This is a genomic window from Ruegeria sp. BHSC037, from assembly GCF_059613045.1.
In genome coordinates this window covers 137,974-154,444 of the sequence record NZ_JBXWRT010000008.1, presented here as the reverse complement: position 1 = coordinate 154,444, position 16,471 = coordinate 137,974, and the positions used below count along the sequence as shown (strand labels likewise).

Sequence of the window (16,471 nt, the reverse complement as noted above, 5' to 3'; positions counted from 1 at the left end):
CAAAACGGCGAGCGGCACGCGCCGTCCAAGACCTGTTCTTCGCTGATACAAAGGTCAGCGGCGCGAAAGAGCCCACAGCGGCTATTCATTCTGCAGTCAATGATGAGCGGCTGATCCAAATCAAGTCAGCCTTTCGAGCATGCGCTATAATAATTCTGCGTTATTGACTGACGGGAGGACGGCAATGAAGAAGATATTCATGAGCGTGAGCTTGAGTGCATTGTTCACCGGCGCGGCACTTGCCCAAGGATACTCTGGCGACCTTGCGATAAACCCCGAAGATGTCCGACTTGGTCAGCGCGGCTATTCTCCATTTGTCGATCAGTCTTTTCCAAACAGAGTGTTCTGGGGCGATACCCACCTGCACACCTCCTACTCGACCGACGCCGGGATGGTCGGCAATGTGCTCGGTCCTGACGAAGCTTTCCGTTTCGCGCGTGGCGAGAAGGTGCGGGCCTCCCTCGGTGAGTTCGCGCAGCTTGTGCGTCCGCTCGATTTTCTGGTTGTTGCCGACCACGCCGAGAACCTTGGCCTCGCGCCGATGATCGCGGAATCGAACCCGCAGCTTCTGGCCAATAGCTGGGGTCGCAAGATCCACGATCTTGTGCGCGGTGGCGACCCGCTCGGCGCATTCGTAATGTGGGGCGACGCGATGGGCGCGGTAACGGACCCGATTGACGACGACGATCTGACCCGTACATTTTGGAGGCGCATTGTCGATGCAGCTGAGCGGTACAATGAACCTGGCGTGTTCACATCTCTGCACGGCTTTGAATGGACTTCAATCAAGGACCTGAACAACCTGCATCGGATCGTCATGTTTCGAGATGGTGCAGACGAAGTCGCGGACCTCGTGCCATTTTCCAACTACGACAGTTCCGATCCGGAGGATCTTTGGGACTGGATGGAAGCGTATGAAGCCCGAACAGGCGGTCAGGTCATGGCGTTTGCCCACAACGGCAACCTGTCGAATGGCACGATGTTCGACGATGTCCGTCAGAACGGCGAACCGATAGATCAGGCCTACGCCGAACGCCGGATGCGGTGGGAACCGCTATACGAAGTCACGCAGATTAAAGGCGACGGGGAAACCCACCCGATGCTCTCACCGAATGACGAGTTCGCGGACTATTATCGCTGGGATCGCGGAAATTTCGGCAGTGCACTTAAGACACCGGACATGCTGCCACGCGAATACGCTCGCGAGGCACTGGCGCGCGGTCTGAAATACGAAGAAGACATAGGCACGAACCCCTACAAATTCGGGATGATCGGCGCGACCGACAGCCACACGTCACTGGCAACCGCCCGCGAGGACAACTTCTTTGGCAAGGCTTCCCTGGCAGAACCCGGCGGCGGCGATCACCGCTACGATGAGTTCATCATCCAGCCTGATTTTCTGGGTGAAGACGTCGCGATCCGCACATATGAAACCCTCGCGTCCGGTCTTGCCGCTGCATGGGCGCGGGAAAACACCCGTGAAGCGATCTGGGATGCCTTCAAGCGCAAGGAAGTCTACGCCACGACGGGCCCACGGATGACTGTCCGCGTGTTTGCGGGGTGGGACTTTGAGGCCGACGAAGTGCACCGTCCCGACTTCGCCGCCGAGGGTTATGCCCGGGGCGTGCCCATGGGCGCGGACCTCTTCGCCGGGCCAAAGGGAGCAGCCCCCACCTTCATGGTGCGTGCGCTGCGCGACCCGGACGGCGCGAACCTCGATCGTATTCAGATTGTCAAAGGATGGGTCAATGCGAACGGCGAACCCAAGACCAAGGTCTTCGATGCGGCATGGGCCGGGGATCGGGAGCCGGATGCGAATGGAAAGTTGCCCCCGGTCGGCAGCACCGTGAAGGGCGCAGATTATACCAACACGATTGGATTGGCAGGGCTTGGCGCGCACTGGGTGGACCCAGAGTTCGACCCGGCGCAGCGTGCATATTATTATGTCCGGGTGCTTGAAATCCCGACGCCGACCTGGCTGGCCTATGATGAGGCTTTTTACGGCAACCTCGACCTGCCAGAGGATGCCGTAATGATCCATCAGGAGCGCGCCTACACTTCGCCCATCTGGTACACGCCAGAAAACTAACTTGAAAGCCAGCAGCAATGTCGCGTTTGTCCCGCATTGCGGCCATTCCAGCTCGCTTTAAAATGTACTTGAACTTCGAACAGGCGTAGCGCGACCCGGTATTACCGCGGGCTGCGCTTCGCCAGAATCCGCTGCAAGGTCCGGCGGTGCATGTTCAGCCGTCGCGCGGTTTCCGAGACGTTTCGGTCGCACAGTTCATAGACCCGCTGGATATGCTCCCACCGTACGCGGTCGGCGCTCATGGGGTTTTCGGGGGGCGGGGGCAGTTCGTCGCCCTTGGCCAGAAGCGCGTTGGTGATGTCGGTGGCGTCGGCGGGTTTCGACAGATAGTCTGTGGCGCCGATTTTCACGGCCGCCACGGCAGTCGCGATCGCGCCATAGCCAGTCAGAACCACCACCCGGCTGTCGGGGCGCTTTTCCCGCAGCACCTCGACCACGTCCAAACCGTTGCCATCCTCAAGCCGCAGATCCACTACGGCAAAGGCAGGTGGGCGAGCGGTGGCGATGGCGCGGCCGGCGGCGACCGATCCGGCGGTTTCCACCTCGAACCCGCGCTTTTCCATCGCCTTGGCCAGACGCCTCAGAAACGGCTCGTCATCATCCACCAGAAGCAGGGATTTGTCGGGGCCGATTTCAAGCTGCGCACTGTCTGCCATGTGGGTTCTTTCTGCTATGTCCTGCCGATAGGCTTGGTGTTGAGTAATAGCAGCGCCACACCAAAGGTCAAACCACCCTCTATTTCCCTGCCTGGTCCAGGAAACAGGCGACCCGGTCGGCAATCTGCTCGGCCGTGTCGTCCCGCTTGAAGAACTCCAGGAATCCGTCCTGCGGCGTGACGAAATAGGTAAAGGTGGAATGATCGACCAGGTAATACTCGTCGCTCTTGTCCTGGGCCTTGTAATAAGTCTTGTAGGCTTGGCTCGCAGCTTTGACCTGTTCGGGCGTTCCGGTCAGCCCGATCATCTTTTCATGCAGGTTGTAGGCAAAATCGCCGACCGCCTCGGGGGTGTCGCGATCGGGGTCGATCGAGATGAAGATCGGCGTCACCGAATAACCGCGCTCGGTCAGGATATCGACGGCCTCGGCATTGCGGGTGGTGTCCAGCGGGCAGACATCGGGGCAGAAGGTATAGCCGAAATAGATCAGCGACGGCTCGGTGATCACATCCTTGTCGGTCACGGTTTCACCCTTGGAGTTGATCAGCTCGAACGGGCCGCCGATGGCCGCGGAACCGCCGGCGATCTGGCTGGTCCGGCATCGGGCGAACTTGTCCTCGGGCCCGCCACGCGTCATCAGCCACATGGCGCCCAGGCCAAGGGCCAGAACGACGGTTGCGAGAATGGCATAAAGACGGGTCATGGCGTATTTCCTGACGCAAGGGGCTGTTGATCGGATCGGCCGCGACACCTATCAAGTTGACCAGCCGCCGCAACAGGACATAATCGCGCGATGACGGATTCCAACACCAGCCTCTGGCGCGGACAGGAACGCAGCAGTTGGATCCGGCTGCGCACGCTGATCCTGCTGCGATGGGTGGCCATCATCGGCCAGCTGACCGCCATCACCGTGGCGCAGCAGGTCTATCACGTTCAGCTGGAACTGGGCCTGTGCTATCTGGCCATCGGCGTGTCGGTGATGGGCAACCTGACGGCTATGCTGCTGTTCCCGCAGAACAAGCGCCTGACCGAGTTCGAGAACTTCCTGATGGTGCTGTTCGACCTGCTGCAGCTAGCCATTCTGCTGTACCTCACCGGCGGGCTGAACAATCCCTTTTCACTTCTGCTGCTGGGGCCGGTGACCATCGCCGCCAACGTCATGAGCACCCGCTCGACCCTGATCATCGGCGGGGCGGCGATCATCGTGGCGACGCTGCTGGCCCGGTTCCACCTGCCGCTGCGCACCAATCTGGGGCTGGTGCTGGACATCCCCGAGATCCTGCTGTTCGGAAACTGGGCCGCCATCGTGATCGCGATCGTGTTCATCGGCGCCTACTCGCACCGCATCAGCGCCGAGGTCCAGTCGATGTCCGAGGCGCTGGCCGCTACCCAGATGGCACTTGCCCGCGAACAGAAACTGACCGACCTGGGCGGGGTCGTGGCCGCCGCCGCGCATGAGCTGGGCACGCCTCTGGCCACCATCAAGCTGACCAGCGCCGAGCTGATCGAGGAATTGGACGACCGCCCGGACCTGAAGGAAGACGCCGCCCTGATCCGCGAGCAGGCCGACCGCTGCCGCGACATCCTGCGCGACATGGGCCGGGCCGGAAAGGACGACCTGCACCTGCGGCAGGCGCCACTGTCCACCGTGATCCACGAAGCCGCCGAGCCGCATATCCACCGCGGCAAACAGGTGCATTTCGCCGAAGGGCCGGGGCCGGATGGCGACGTTCAGCAGCCCTCGATCCTGCGCAAACCCGAGATCATCCACGGGCTGCGCAACCTGATCCAGAACGCGGTCGATTTCGCCCGCGCGCAGGTCTGGGTCGAGGCCGAATGGACCCCCGACCGCATCACCGTCAGCATCATGGATGACGGACGCGGATATCCGGCCCAGATCATCGGGCGCATCGGCGATCCGTTCATGCGCCGCAAACGCGCCGAAACCGACCTGCGCACGCGGCCCGAATACGAGGGCATGGGCCTGGGTCTGTTCATCGCCAAGACGCTGCTCGAGCGCAGCGGCGCGGAACTCTCCTTCGCCAACGGATCCGATCCGTATCAGGACCTCACTGACGACCCCGAGCGCCGGGGCGCCATCGTTCTGGTGTCCTGGCCGCGGAAACTGATCGACGCCCAGAGCGGTGAGTCGCCGGTTCCCTCGGGTGCCAACAAGCCGTTCCGGGTCTGAGTTAAGACACCGTTAACCATTGGCGCCGATAGTTGGGTCTGGTTTGGGTTTTCGGGTGCACGGAATATGGCAGACTGGATCATTCTGGCCGCGATCAGCCTGGTCTCGTCAAGCCTGGCGCTGCAGTGGCTGTTGCCGCGGCGCCGGCCCCGCGATGACAGCTTGGGCCTGTCGGCGCCCGAATCCCTTTTGGATGCGGTGTTTCTGTTCGATGGCGATCGCCTGATCAGCCATTCCGACATCGCCCTGTCCGGATTCGAGTCGGTGAATGACTGGAACGATCTCAGTCGCCTGTTGCAGAGGGACTTTCCCGCCTTTCCCGAGTCTCCTGAACTGGTGCGCGAGCAGGGCAGCATGGTGGTGTCTGCCATCGACTGCACGGTCGAGCGAGAAGTTCTGTGCGAATGGATCGACGGGATTGTACGGGTGCGCCTGCGCGACCGGGCCGGTGCACCCGAGCCCATTCGCCGCGACCCCAGCGACCCGATCCGCCTGGCCATGGACAAGGCGCCCTATCCGGTATGGCTTCTGAACCGGTCGAACAGGGTCAGCAGGTGCAACGCTGCCTATGTAACGCTGGCCCGCAAGGTGCGGGGGCCCGATACCGACCTGACCGACCCCATGTTTCCCGATCTCGCGGGTGAAACCCGGCCCGGACGGAAGACCCGCGTTTCCATTCCGGTCAAGGGCAACGACAACAGGCTGTGGTTCGATCTGACGCAGATCGAACTGGACGAGGGCATGCTGCACTATGCCGTCGACGTAAACGCGATCGTCGAGGCCGAAACCGCCCAGCGCAAATTCGTCCAGACCATGACCAAGACCTTCGCGCAGTTGTCGATCGGGTTGGCGATCTTCGACCGCAACCGGCAGCTGGCGCTGTTCAACCCTGCACTGATCGACCTGACGGCGCTGCCGCCCGACTTTCTCAGCTGCCGCCCCAACCTTTCCAGCTTTTTCGACAGGCTGCGCGACCAGCACATGATGCCCGAACCCAAGAACTATCGAAGCTGGCGCAGCCAGATGAACGACCTGCTCGAAGCGGCCGAAGGCGGCAACTATCAGGAAACCTGGTCGCTGCCGTCGGGATCGGTCTATTCGGTCAGCGGCCGCCCGCATCCCGACGGCGCCGTTGCTTTTCTGTTCGAGGACATCACCGCCGAGATCACCCTGACCCGGCGCTTCCGGTCCGAGATGGACCTGATGCAGTCGGTCTTCGACAAGTTGGCCGACGCGATCGCCGTTTTCGCCGATGACGGGACTCTGGCCTTCACCAACCATGCTTATCACCAGCTTTGGAACGACCCGGACGAAGAGGGTTTTCAGCCCGCCACCGTGTTGGACCTCATTCGCAGCTGGCAGGAAAAATGCCAGGCGACTCCGGTTCTGGGCGAAATTCGCGACTTCATCGAAATGCGCAATGACCGGGCCGAGTGGAGCGCGGAAATCCGCAAGTCGGACGGGACGCCCGTATCCTGCACGGTGACCCCGATCCAGAACGGCGCGACCATCGTCCGTTTCTCGGTCGAACCGGCGGAAAACCCGGCCAGAGGAATGATGCAGATCCCGGCCTGAACCGGGTTGCAGCGGGGGTGCGGCGCGTCCATTGTGGCGCCATGAATTCGCCTGTTTCGATAACCCTGGACTCGCCCGAAAAGACGTCGCGCCTGGCGGCGGAACTGGGCCAACGGCTGGCCCCCGGCGACGTGGTGCTGCTCGACGGACCCATAGGCAGTGGCAAGACCCATTTCGCCCGCAGCCTGATCCGGTCGGTCCTGCCGGTCCCCGAGGATGTTCCGTCACCGACCTTCACCCTAGTTCAGGTCTATGACGGCGCCACCGGAGAGATATGGCATTCCGACCTGTATCGCCTGACCTCGGCCGACGAGATCGTCGAACTGGGCCTGACCGAGGCGTTCGACACAGCGATCTGTCTGGTCGAATGGCCAGAAAAGCTGGGCGATCTGCGGCCGGAGTCGGCCTTGTTGGTCACGATAATAACCGACGCGGCCCACGAGGAGACGCGACATCTGACACTGTCCTGGTCCGATCCGAAATGGGCTGACAAGCTGGAGTTTTCCGTATGACCAACCGTGCAGACCTGATCCAGGCGTTCCTGGGGCGGACCCCGTGGTCCGGAGCACGACGCCAACCGCTGGCCGGCGACGCGTCCAACCGCCGCTACGAGCGGCTGACCGATCCCGACACGGGAAGGACGGTTGTATTGATGGATGCGCCCCCGGACAAGGGCGAGGACGTCCGGCCCTTTGTCAAGGTCGCCCGCTACCTGAATTCCATCGGTCTGAGTGCGCCTGAAATCCTGGCCGAGGATGCCGAGCACGGCTTTCTGCTGCTGGAAGATTTCGGTGATGATCTGTTCGCCCGGGTGCTGGAACGCGCGCCCGCGAAAGAGCGCGCGTTGTACGACGCCGCCACCGACGTTCTGGTGCATTTGCACGCCGCCCCCTTGCCCGCGCTGGACAGCTATGATCCGTCCCTGATGACCGAACTGTCGGCACTGGCCTTCACCAAATATGCGGAAGGAATTCTGGGCAGGCACGATGCCGACGCCCGGGCGCGGTTCGAACACCGCTTTGCCGACATCCTGCATCAGGAAACTTCGGGCACACGGGTGGTGACGCTCAGGGACTACCACGCCGAGAACCTGATCTGGCTGCAGGATCGCGATGGGGTCCGCCGGGTCGGCCTGCTGGATTTCCAATGCGCGATGCTGTGCCATCCGGCCTATGATCTGGTGTCGCTGCTGCAGGATGTCCGGCGCGCCGTGCCGGCAGGAGTCGAGATGCAGATGATCCAGCGCTACATCGCGTCCACCGGCGTGGACGATCATGACTTCCGCACTGCCTACAGCGTTCTGGGCGTCCAACGGAACCTGCGCATTCTCGGCGTGTTCGCCCGGCTGGCCATGGACTATGGCAAGCCGCATTACATCGATCTGATCCCAGCCACCTGGGCGCATCTGATGCGCGATCTGGAACATCCCGCGTTGATTTCCCTGGCCGACCTGCTGCGCTCGGCCCTGCCCGAACCCACCCCGGAAAACCTGGCACGTCTGAGGGGCGCATGACCGCAAGACCGCAGGCCGTGATGCTGTTTGCCGCCGGTTTCGGCACCCGGATGGGCGCGTTGACCCGCACCCGGCCCAAGCCGCTGGTCCCGGTGGCCGGACGGCCGCTGATCGACCATACGCTGGAGTTGACGGATGCGGTGAGGCCACGCCGTGTGGTCGCGAACCTGCACTACATGGCCGATCAACTGACCGATCATTTGGCGCCGCGTGGTGTTCTGCTGTCACACGAACAGCCGGAAATCCTGGAAACCGGCGGCGGGCTGCGGGCAGCCTTGCCACTGCTGGGTCCGGGGCCGGTATTCACGATGAATACCGATGCGATCTGGTCCGGGCCCAACCCTTTGGAGTTGCTGCAGGCGGCCTGGGACCCGGCGCGGATGGACGCGCTGTTGATCTGCGTGCCGATCGCACAGACGATCGGACATGCAGGCCCCGGAGACTTCAATGTCGACCCCCAAGGCCGGCTTGCACGCGGGCCGGGTCACGTCTATGGCGGCATTCAGATCCTCAAGACCGACGGTCTGGTGGACATTCCGGAAAAAGCGTTCTCGCTCAATGTTTTGTGGGACCGGATGCAGCGCGATGGACGGCTGTACGGGCTGCAGTATCCCGGGCGCTGGTGCGATGTCGGCCGCCCCGAAGGCATCGCTCTGGCCGAGGAGATGCTGGCCGATGTTTGAACCCGGCGCCACCCCCCGGGTCTTTGCAGTGCCGCCCGGCGCGGATTTTCCGCAGGCACTGGTGCGCGGGCTGCGGGCGCGCTGCGACGGCCGCCCGCCCGAGGCACTGGCCCGCGTACAACTGGTGCTGAACACCCGCCGCATGGCCCGCCGCGTGCGCGAGCTGTTCGATCAGGGCCCGCCCTGCCTGTTGCCCCGCATTTCGCTGGTGACTGATCTGGGCGAAAGCGTCGATCTGGATCAGGTGCCGCCCGCCGTGCCGCCCTTGCGGCGACGGCTGGAACTGACGCAACTGGTGTCCCGCCTGCTCGACCAGCAACCGGACCTGGCCGCGCGGTCGTCGCTGTTCGACCTGTCCGACAGCCTCGCCGCCCTGATCGAAGAGATGCAGGGCGAAGGCGTCTCGCCCGAGGCGATCCGGCAGCTGGACGTGACCGACCTGTCGGGCCATTGGGCACGGGCGCAGGCCTTCATCGGCATCGCCGACCAGTTCCTGAAGACCGAGGATGGCAGCCTGGACGTGCAGGCCCGCCAACGCCGCGTGGTCGAAAACCTGATCGCCCGCTGGCAGGACGCGCCGCCGCAACACCCGGTGATCCTGGCCGGGTCCACCGGCTCGCGCGGGACCACGCTGATGCTGATGCAAGCGGTGGCGCGGCTGCCGCAGGGGGCGCTGATCCTGCCCGGGTACGATTTCGACCAGCCCGCCCATGTCTGGGAGCGGTTGGATTCGACAATGACCTCGGAGGATCACCCGCAATACCGGTTCCGCAAGCTGATGACAGAACTGGGCTTGGAGCCGGATCAGATCGCAGCCTGGACCCCGGACCAGCCCCCCTCGCCCGCGCGCAACCGTCTGGTTTCATTGGCGTTGCGTCCGGCCCCGATTACCAATGCCTGGATGAGCGAAGGCCCGCGGCTGCGCGATCTTGATGCCGCGACGCGCGACATCACCCTGGTCGAGGCGCAATCGCCGCGGGCCGAGGCGCTGGCCATCGCCCTGCGCCTGCGGCAGGCGGCCGAGACCGGACAGACTGCTGCCCTGATCACCCCCGACCGGATGCTGACCCGCCAGGTCAGCGCTGCTCTGGACCGCTGGAACATCCTGCCCGACGACAGTGCCGGCCTGCCGCTGCAACTGTCGCCGCCGGGCCGGTTCCTGCGTCATGTGGCCGGGCTGTTCGCGCGCCGTCTGGATGCCGAGGCGCTGCTGACCCTGCTGAAACACCCCTTGTGTCACAGCGCCGGCGACCGCGGCGCGCATCTGTTGCATAGCCGCGATCTGGAACTGCACCTGCGTCGCAATGGCCCGCCCTTCCCCGACCGCGCCAGCCTGACCGGCTTTGCCGTTGAAAAAGACATACCCGACGCGTGGGTCCAGTGGTTGATCCGCCATTTCTGCGACCAGCAGATCAGCGGCACCCTGCCGCTCACCGACTGGGTGCAGCGCCTGCGCGATCTGGCCGAAACTATTGCTGGCGCCGGAACCGCCGGCGCGGGCGAGCTGTGGGACAAGAATGCAGGCCAAGCGGCTCTGGCGGTGATCTCGGGCCTTGCGGACGAGGCCGAGCACGGCGGCGAGATGACGGCGCTGGATTTCGCCGATCTGTTGGGTGCGCTGCTGGCCGGGCAAGAGGTCCGCGACCGCGACGCCCCCCACCCGCGGATCATGATCTGGGGTACGCTCGAAGCGCGCGTGCAGGATGCCGACCTGCTGATTCTGGGCGGGCTGAACGAGGGCAGCTGGCCCGAGGCCCCCGCGCCCGACCCGTGGTTGAACCGCCAGATGCGCGACCGTGCCGGCCTGCTGCTGCCGGAACGGCGCATCGGCCTGTCGGCCCATGATTTCCAGCAGGCCATCGGCGCGCCCGAGGTCTGGTTGACCCGCGCGGTGCGCTCGGATGATGCCGAAACCGTGCCGTCACGCTGGCTGAACCGGTTGACCAACCTGTTGCAGGGCCTGCCGGATCAAGGCGGCCGCGCGGCGCTTGAACAGATGCGCGACCGGGGCAAGACATGGCTGCGCTGGTCCGAGATGCTGGAACAGGCGCCCCGGATCGCCGCCGCACCGCGTCCTTCACCGCGCCCGCCGGCGGCCGCGCGCCCGCGCCGCCTGTCGGTGACCGAGATCAAGAAGCTGATCCGCGACCCCTATGCGATTTATGCCAAGCACGTCCTGCGCCTGAAACCGCTGGACCCGCTGGTGCAGGCGCCCGACGCCCTGCTGCGCGGTATCGTGGTCCACGAGATCCTGGAACATTTCGTCAAGGACAGCGTGCTGGACGGCGCGCTGCTGACCCGCGACAATTTCCTGAAACGGGCCGAGGCGCTTCTGGATCAGCATGTCGCCTGGCCTACCACCCGAAAACTGTGGCTGGCGCGGCTGGAGCGGATCGCAGACGACTTTCTGCGCGCCGAGATCAGCCGCCGCAGCGACGGCGGCCCGATCGCGTTCGAGGCCAAGATGCGCCTGACGCTGGAACCGCTTGGGTTCACCCTCAATGGCCGCGCCGACCGGATCGACCGCAACAGCCGCGGCGCCCTGACCATCATCGACTACAAGACCGGCACGCCACCCTCGGAATCGCAGCAGGCCAAGTTCGACAAACAGCTGCTGATCGAGGCCGCGATGGCCGAGCAGGGCGGGATCGACGGCTTTGACCCGATGGCCGTGGCCAGCGCCGTGTTCATCGGTATGGGCGGCACCTACAAAGAGGTCCCGGCACCCTTGGAAAAAGAGCCGCCCGACAAGGTTCTGGCCGAGCTGAAAGAGCTGATTTCTGCTTATTTAGAGCCTGATCAGGGGTTTTCTTCGCGCCGGATGATGCACAAGGACAGCGACGTGGGCGATTATGACCACCTGGCGCGGTTCGGCGAATGGGACCGCACCGCCGAAACCAAGCCCGAGGATCTGACATGACCCCGCGCGACGAAGCGACCGAACGGCAGGTTCAGGCGGCGCGGCCCGATGCGTCGACCTGGCTGGCGGCCAATGCGGGCTCGGGCAAGACGCGGGTTCTGACCGATCGCGTGGCGCGGCTGCTGCTGGATGGTGTACAGCCGCAGCACATCCTGTGCCTGACTTACACCAAGGCCGCCGCCAGCGAGATGCAGAACCGCCTGTTCAAGCGGCTGGGCGAATGGGCGATGCTGGACGACGCGGCGTTGCTGCGGCAACTGACCGAACTGGGCGTCGAAGGTGTGATCGACCCCGACCGCCTGGCCCGTGCCCGCACCCTGTTCGCGCGTGCCATCGAAACGCCGGGCGGGTTGAAGATCCAGACGATCCACTCGTTCTGCGCCTCGCTGCTGCGGCGGTTCCCGCTGGAGGCCGGGGTCAGCCCGCAGTTTTCCGAGATGGAAGACCGCGCCGCGGCCCTTCTGCGAGAGGAAATCGTCGAGGATTTTGCCGAAGGCCCACAGGCCCGCCTGATCGAGGATGTGGCCCGCTATATCACCGATACCGGCTTTGACAAGCTGACCGCCGCGATCGCCCAGAAGCGCACCCTGTTCAAGCCCGCGCTGCAATGGCCCGACCTGCTGGCCCGTTTTGGCCTGCCCGAGGGGTTCGACGAGGACACGCTGCTGGCGCAGGTGTTTCTGGGCGGCGAGGCCGAGCTGATCCGGTCGATCCTTCCGGCGCTGGCGGGCGGCGGCAAGACCGACGCCAAGGCGGCCGAGAAACTGTCGGGCTTCACCGAACCCGCCCTGGGTCAGTTGCCGGTGCTGGAAGACGTGTTCCTGACCGGAAAATCCGCCAAAGAGCCCTTTACCGCCAAGATCGGCAATTTTCCCACCAAAGCGCTGCGCGAGGGGGTCCTGGCAGGGCAGATGGTTCCGCTCGAGTCGCTGATGCGGCGGGTCGAGGCCGCGCGGGAAGGGCGTCTGGCGCTGGCAGCCGCGCGCAAATCCATGGTGCTGCACCGCTTCGCGGCGGCGTTCCTGCCGGAATACGAGCGCCGCAAGCAACTGCGCGGCTGGTTGGATTTCGACGACCTGATCCTGCGCGCGCGCCTGTTGCTGAACGACCCGGCGGTGGCCGCTTGGGTGCTGTACCGGCTGGATGGCGGGATCGACCACATCCTTGTGGACGAGGCGCAGGACACCAGCCCTGATCAATGGGATGTGGTCGAGAAACTGGCACAGGAATTCACCAGCGGCGAGGGCGCACGGTCCGGGGTTGAGCGCACGATCTTCGTGGTCGGCGACAAGAAACAATCGATCTATTCCTTTCAGGGGGCCGACCCGCAGGCCTTTGACCGGATGCAAGCCGAGTTTGGGCGGAAATTGCACGAATCAGGCTCTAAACTGTGGGATTGGACGCTGGAATATTCGTTCCGCTCCTCCAGCGCCATCCTTTCGCTGGTCGATATCCTGTTCGAAAACCGCGCCGAGGCGGGGTTTCAGAAAGAGTCCCAGCACCGCGCCTTCAAGGCCGATCTGCCGGGCCGGGTCGATCTGTGGCCGGTGGTGGAAAAGGTCGAGGACGCGGACGAGGGCGACTGGACCGACCCGGTCGATCGGCCCGCGTCGCAGCATCACACGGTGATCCTGGCCAACCGGATCGCCGCGCGCATCAAGGCCATGATCGACGCCGGCGAAACCATCCCCGAAGACGGCCCCACGCGCGGTACATTCGTGCGCCGCAAGGTGCGGCCGGGGGATTTTCTGATCCTGGTGCAGCGCCGCTCGGACCTGTTCGCCGAGATTATCCGCGCCTGCAAGGCCCAGGGTCTGCCGATCGCGGGGGCCGACCGGCTGAAGGTGGGCGCGGAACTTGCGGTCAAGGATTTGGCCGCACTGCTGAGTTTCCTTGCCACGCCCGAGGATGACCTCTCGCTGGCCACGGTATTGAAATCGCCGCTGTTCGGCTGGTCCGAGCAGATGCTGTTCGACCTCGCTCATCGCCGACAGGAAAAGTACCTGTGGGCGGCGCTGCGCCAACGCGCCGGGGATTTTCCCGAAACGCTGGCTGTGTTGAACGATCTGCGCGGGCAGGTGGACTTTCTGCGCCCCTATGACCTGATCGAACGGGTGCTGACCCGCCATGACGGCCGCCGCAAACTGTTGGGCCGTTTGGGCGCCGAGGCCGAGGACGGCATCAACGCGCTGCTGTCGCAGGCGCTAGCTTATGAGCGGTCAGATATTCCCAGCCTTACCGGTTTCCTGGTCTGGATGCAGACCGATGACCTGGAGATCAAGCGCCAGATGACCGGCGTGGGCGACATGATCCGGGTGATGACGGTACATGGCTCGAAAGGATTGGAGGCGCCGGTCGTGATCCTGCCGGACACCGGCAAGCGGCAGCCGCCCCGCGATGCCGAGATCATGGTCGCCGACGGAACGCCGCTGTGGAAGGTGCCCGCCGACCTGTCGCCGAACCTGATTGCCCGTGCCCGCGAAGACGCGCGCCAACGCGAGGAAAACGAGCGGCTGCGTTTGCTGTACGTCGCGCTGACCCGGGCCGAGAAATGGCTGATCGTGGCGGCTGCCGGCGATCTGGGCAAGGACGGGTCCAGCTGGTACCAACTGGTCGAAGAGGCGATGGGCCGGGCAGGGGCCACCGAGATCCCCGGCACCGGCATCCGCCGTCTGGCGCATGGCGATTGGGAGGGTCTGCCACTGGACCATCGCCCGACCCCGGAACCGGCGCAGGAGATCCTACCGGACCTGTTTCACCGGCCCGCATCCGAGCCGATACCCGATCCCGAAACGCTCAGCCCGTCCGATCTGGGCGGGGCCAAGGCCCTGCCGGGCGAGACCGGGCTTGAGGAAGAGGCCGCCAAGCTGCGCGGCACCCGCCTGCACCTGCTGCTCGAACATCTGGCCGAGGCGCCGCGCGACCGGTGGGATCAGCTCTGCGCCCGGCTTCTGCCCGATATGCAGGACGGCGACCGCAGCGACCTTCTGGCCGAGGCGTCGGGCGTGCTGACGGCGCCGGACCTGGCCCCCGTCTTTGCCCCGGCCGCGTTGGCAGAGGTGCCCGTCTCGGCCACTCTGGACGGTCGTCGGATCCACGGGGTGATCGATCGGTTGATCGTGACGGATGACGTGGTGCAAGTCATTGATTTCAAATCGAACGCTACGGTTCCCGATCGGGCCGAGACCTGCCCCGAGGGCCTGCTGCGCCAGATGGGCGCCTATGCCGCCGCGCTGTCGCAGATCTATCCCGGTCGCGAGATCCGCACCGCGATCCTGTGGACCCGGACGGCACGTCTGATGTGGCTGCCACACGATCTTGTGACGGAGGCCTTGGGGCGTGCCCAGATATCTTGACCTCCCTCTTGGGGACACCTACGTTCTACTCCCAAGCGCATGTCATTCAGGAGACAGAATATGTCGACCGTAGCCGTAACCGACGAAACCTTTGACGCCGAAGTCAAGAACTCGGACGTCCCCGTCGTGGTGGATTTCTGGGCCGAGTGGTGCGGCCCCTGCAAGCAGATCGGCCCCGCCTTGGAAGAGCTGGCGGCCGAATACGGCGACAAGATCAAGATCGCCAAGGTCGACGTGGACAGCAACCCCAACTCGGCCGCGGCCATGGGCGTGCGCGGCATTCCGGCGCTGTTCATCTTCAAGAATGGTCAGGTGGTTTCGAACCGCGCGGGTGCTGCTCCGAAGGCCGCCCTGCAAAGCTGGATCGAAGAATCGATCTGATCCCACCGGATCCCAAGGACACAAGGCGCCCCGCCAAGGGCGCCTTTTTTGTGGCCATACCGGACAAAAGAAAAGACCGCCCGAAATTTCGGACGGCCCTTTCTGGGGAGATAACTTTGCGTGCCGCTCAGATCTTGGCGATGTCGGCGCGGGTCAGGCCGATGTCGTCCAGCTGTTCGTCGCTCAGGCGCGACAACAGTTTGCGGGTCTTGCGGCTGGTGTTCCATTCAACAACCGAGTCATAGACGCGGATGAAAGCGTCCACTACGTGCAGGATGGTAGCTGCTCCGAGCGGCGCATGGATGTTTGCGGTGGTTGCCATTTTGCGCATTCCTTCAACTGAAGCAGCCGATCCAATGTCGGTTGCAGGCCCCATCTAGTCCTGCCGGGGGCGACTCACAATTGCTGGTCCGACAACCCCGTGATGCATAGATTGCATATCTTTTAGGCAGTTTGAGAACGGGTTGCGCGGATCGCCCGCCCGGCCCATATAGGTCGGCAACGGATACGGAGGCTTGGATGGCTGAGAACGACTTTCCCGGATGGCATGGCACCACGATCATCGGCGTCAAGAAGGGCGGCGAGGTCGTCATTGCGGGTGACGGGCAGGTCAGCTTGGGCCAGACCGTGATCAAGGGCACCGCCCGCAAGGTGCGCCGCCTGTCGCCCGGCGGGTTCGAGATCGTCGCCGGCTTCGCCGGATCGACGGCGGATGCCTTCACCCTGCTGGAACGGCTCGAGGCCAAGCTTGAGGCGACACCGGGCCAGTTGGCCCGCGCCTCGGTCGAGCTGGCCAAGGACTGGCGCACCGACAAGTATCTGCAAAAGCTCGAGGCGATGCTGATCGTCACCGACGGGGCGGACATGTTCGTGATCACCGGGGCGGGCGACGTGCTGGAGCCCGAACATGACGTGGCCGCGATCGGGTCGGGCGGCAATTTCGCTCTGGCGGCGGCGCGGGCGATGATGGACAGCGACAAGAGCGCCGAACAGGTGGCCCGCGACGCAATGGCGATCGCCGCCGATATTTGCGTCTACACCAACGGCAACCTCACCGTGGAGCGGATCACGAAATAACGGGCTCCGCCTTGTGTTTCCGCACCCCAT

The 16,471-nt window shown here is 64.2% G+C and carries 13 protein-coding genes; 10 read left to right on the top strand and 3 right to left on the bottom strand.

The window, feature by feature from the left end; all coding sequences use genetic code 11:
* Positions 1-184: 184 nt before the first annotated feature.
* Positions 185-2,089 (top strand): DUF3604 domain-containing protein, encoded by a 1,905-nt coding sequence (locus AC2FMN_RS10135; RefSeq protein ID WP_496687909.1) that lies wholly within the window; start codon positions 185-187, stop codon positions 2,087-2,089.
* Positions 2,090-2,190: 101 nt separating this feature from the next.
* On the opposite strand, the gene AC2FMN_RS10130 is transcribed toward AC2FMN_RS10135, so the two are convergent.
* Entirely contained in the window at positions 2,191-2,745 is a 555-nt protein-coding gene (locus tag AC2FMN_RS10130; protein ID WP_496683628.1) for an ActR/PrrA/RegA family redox response regulator transcription factor, read from the bottom strand.
* 79 nt (positions 2,746-2,824) lie between these two features.
* Positions 2,825-3,448 (bottom strand): SCO family protein, encoded by a 624-nt coding sequence (locus AC2FMN_RS10125; RefSeq protein ID WP_496687907.1) that lies wholly within the window; start codon positions 3,446-3,448, stop codon positions 2,825-2,827.
* Positions 3,449-3,538: 90 nt separating this feature from the next.
* On the opposite strand from AC2FMN_RS10125, the gene regB reads away from it, so the two are divergent.
* The 8 genes from regB to trxA all read left to right on the top strand — a co-directional run bounded on the left by regB (position 3,539) and on the right by trxA (position 15,364).
* Positions 3,539-4,936 carry a sensor histidine kinase RegB gene (gene regB / locus AC2FMN_RS10120; protein WP_496687904.1) on the top strand — a complete coding sequence of 466 codons (1,398 nt, stop codon included), beginning with the start codon at positions 3,539-3,541 and terminating at the stop codon, positions 4,934-4,936.
* A gap of 66 nt (positions 4,937-5,002) precedes the next feature.
* Positions 5,003-6,511: a PAS-domain containing protein gene (locus AC2FMN_RS10115; RefSeq protein WP_496687902.1), complete on the top strand. Its 1,509-nt coding sequence runs from the start codon at positions 5,003-5,005 to the stop codon at positions 6,509-6,511.
* 41 nt (positions 6,512-6,552) lie between these two features.
* The gene (gene tsaE, locus AC2FMN_RS10110; protein ID WP_496687899.1) at positions 6,553-7,023 is read left to right on the top strand and encodes a tRNA (adenosine(37)-N6)-threonylcarbamoyltransferase complex ATPase subunit type 1 TsaE; all 471 of its coding nucleotides are present in this window, start codon (positions 6,553-6,555) and stop codon (positions 7,021-7,023) included.
* Entirely contained in the window at positions 7,020-8,024 is a 1,005-nt protein-coding gene (locus tag AC2FMN_RS10105) for an aminoglycoside phosphotransferase family protein (protein ID WP_496687896.1), read from the top strand. Before tsaE ends, AC2FMN_RS10105 begins: the two co-directional genes overlap by 4 nt.
* Positions 8,021-8,707 carry a nucleotidyltransferase family protein gene (locus AC2FMN_RS10100; protein ID WP_496687893.1) on the top strand — a complete coding sequence of 229 codons (687 nt, stop codon included), beginning with the start codon at positions 8,021-8,023 and terminating at the stop codon, positions 8,705-8,707. Before AC2FMN_RS10105 ends, AC2FMN_RS10100 begins: the two co-directional genes overlap by 4 nt.
* Positions 8,700-11,627 carry a double-strand break repair protein AddB gene (addB, locus tag AC2FMN_RS10095; RefSeq protein WP_496687891.1) on the top strand — a complete coding sequence of 976 codons (2,928 nt, stop codon included), beginning with the start codon at positions 8,700-8,702 and terminating at the stop codon, positions 11,625-11,627. Before AC2FMN_RS10100 ends, addB begins: the two co-directional genes overlap by 8 nt.
* Complete coding sequence (gene addA, locus AC2FMN_RS10090; RefSeq protein ID WP_496687888.1) at positions 11,624-14,983, top strand: double-strand break repair helicase AddA; 3,360 nt, start codon at positions 11,624-11,626, stop codon at positions 14,981-14,983. Before addB ends, addA begins: the two co-directional genes overlap by 4 nt.
* A gap of 60 nt (positions 14,984-15,043) precedes the next feature.
* Positions 15,044-15,364 carry a thioredoxin gene (trxA, locus tag AC2FMN_RS10085; RefSeq protein ID WP_490361043.1) on the top strand — a complete coding sequence of 107 codons (321 nt, stop codon included), beginning with the start codon at positions 15,044-15,046 and terminating at the stop codon, positions 15,362-15,364.
* A 127-nt stretch (positions 15,365-15,491) separates the two neighbouring features.
* Here the strand turns inward: trxA and AC2FMN_RS10080 are convergent, their stop codons facing one another.
* Complete coding sequence (locus AC2FMN_RS10080) at positions 15,492-15,686, bottom strand: DUF1127 domain-containing protein (protein WP_496687885.1); 195 nt, start codon at positions 15,684-15,686, stop codon at positions 15,492-15,494.
* Positions 15,687-15,883: 197 nt separating this feature from the next.
* Between AC2FMN_RS10080 and hslV the strand changes: the two genes are divergently transcribed.
* Positions 15,884-16,441, top strand: coding sequence for an ATP-dependent protease subunit HslV (hslV, locus tag AC2FMN_RS10075; protein WP_149774117.1), 558 nt, complete (start codon positions 15,884-15,886; stop codon positions 16,439-16,441).
* Positions 16,442-16,471 lie beyond the last annotated feature (30 nt).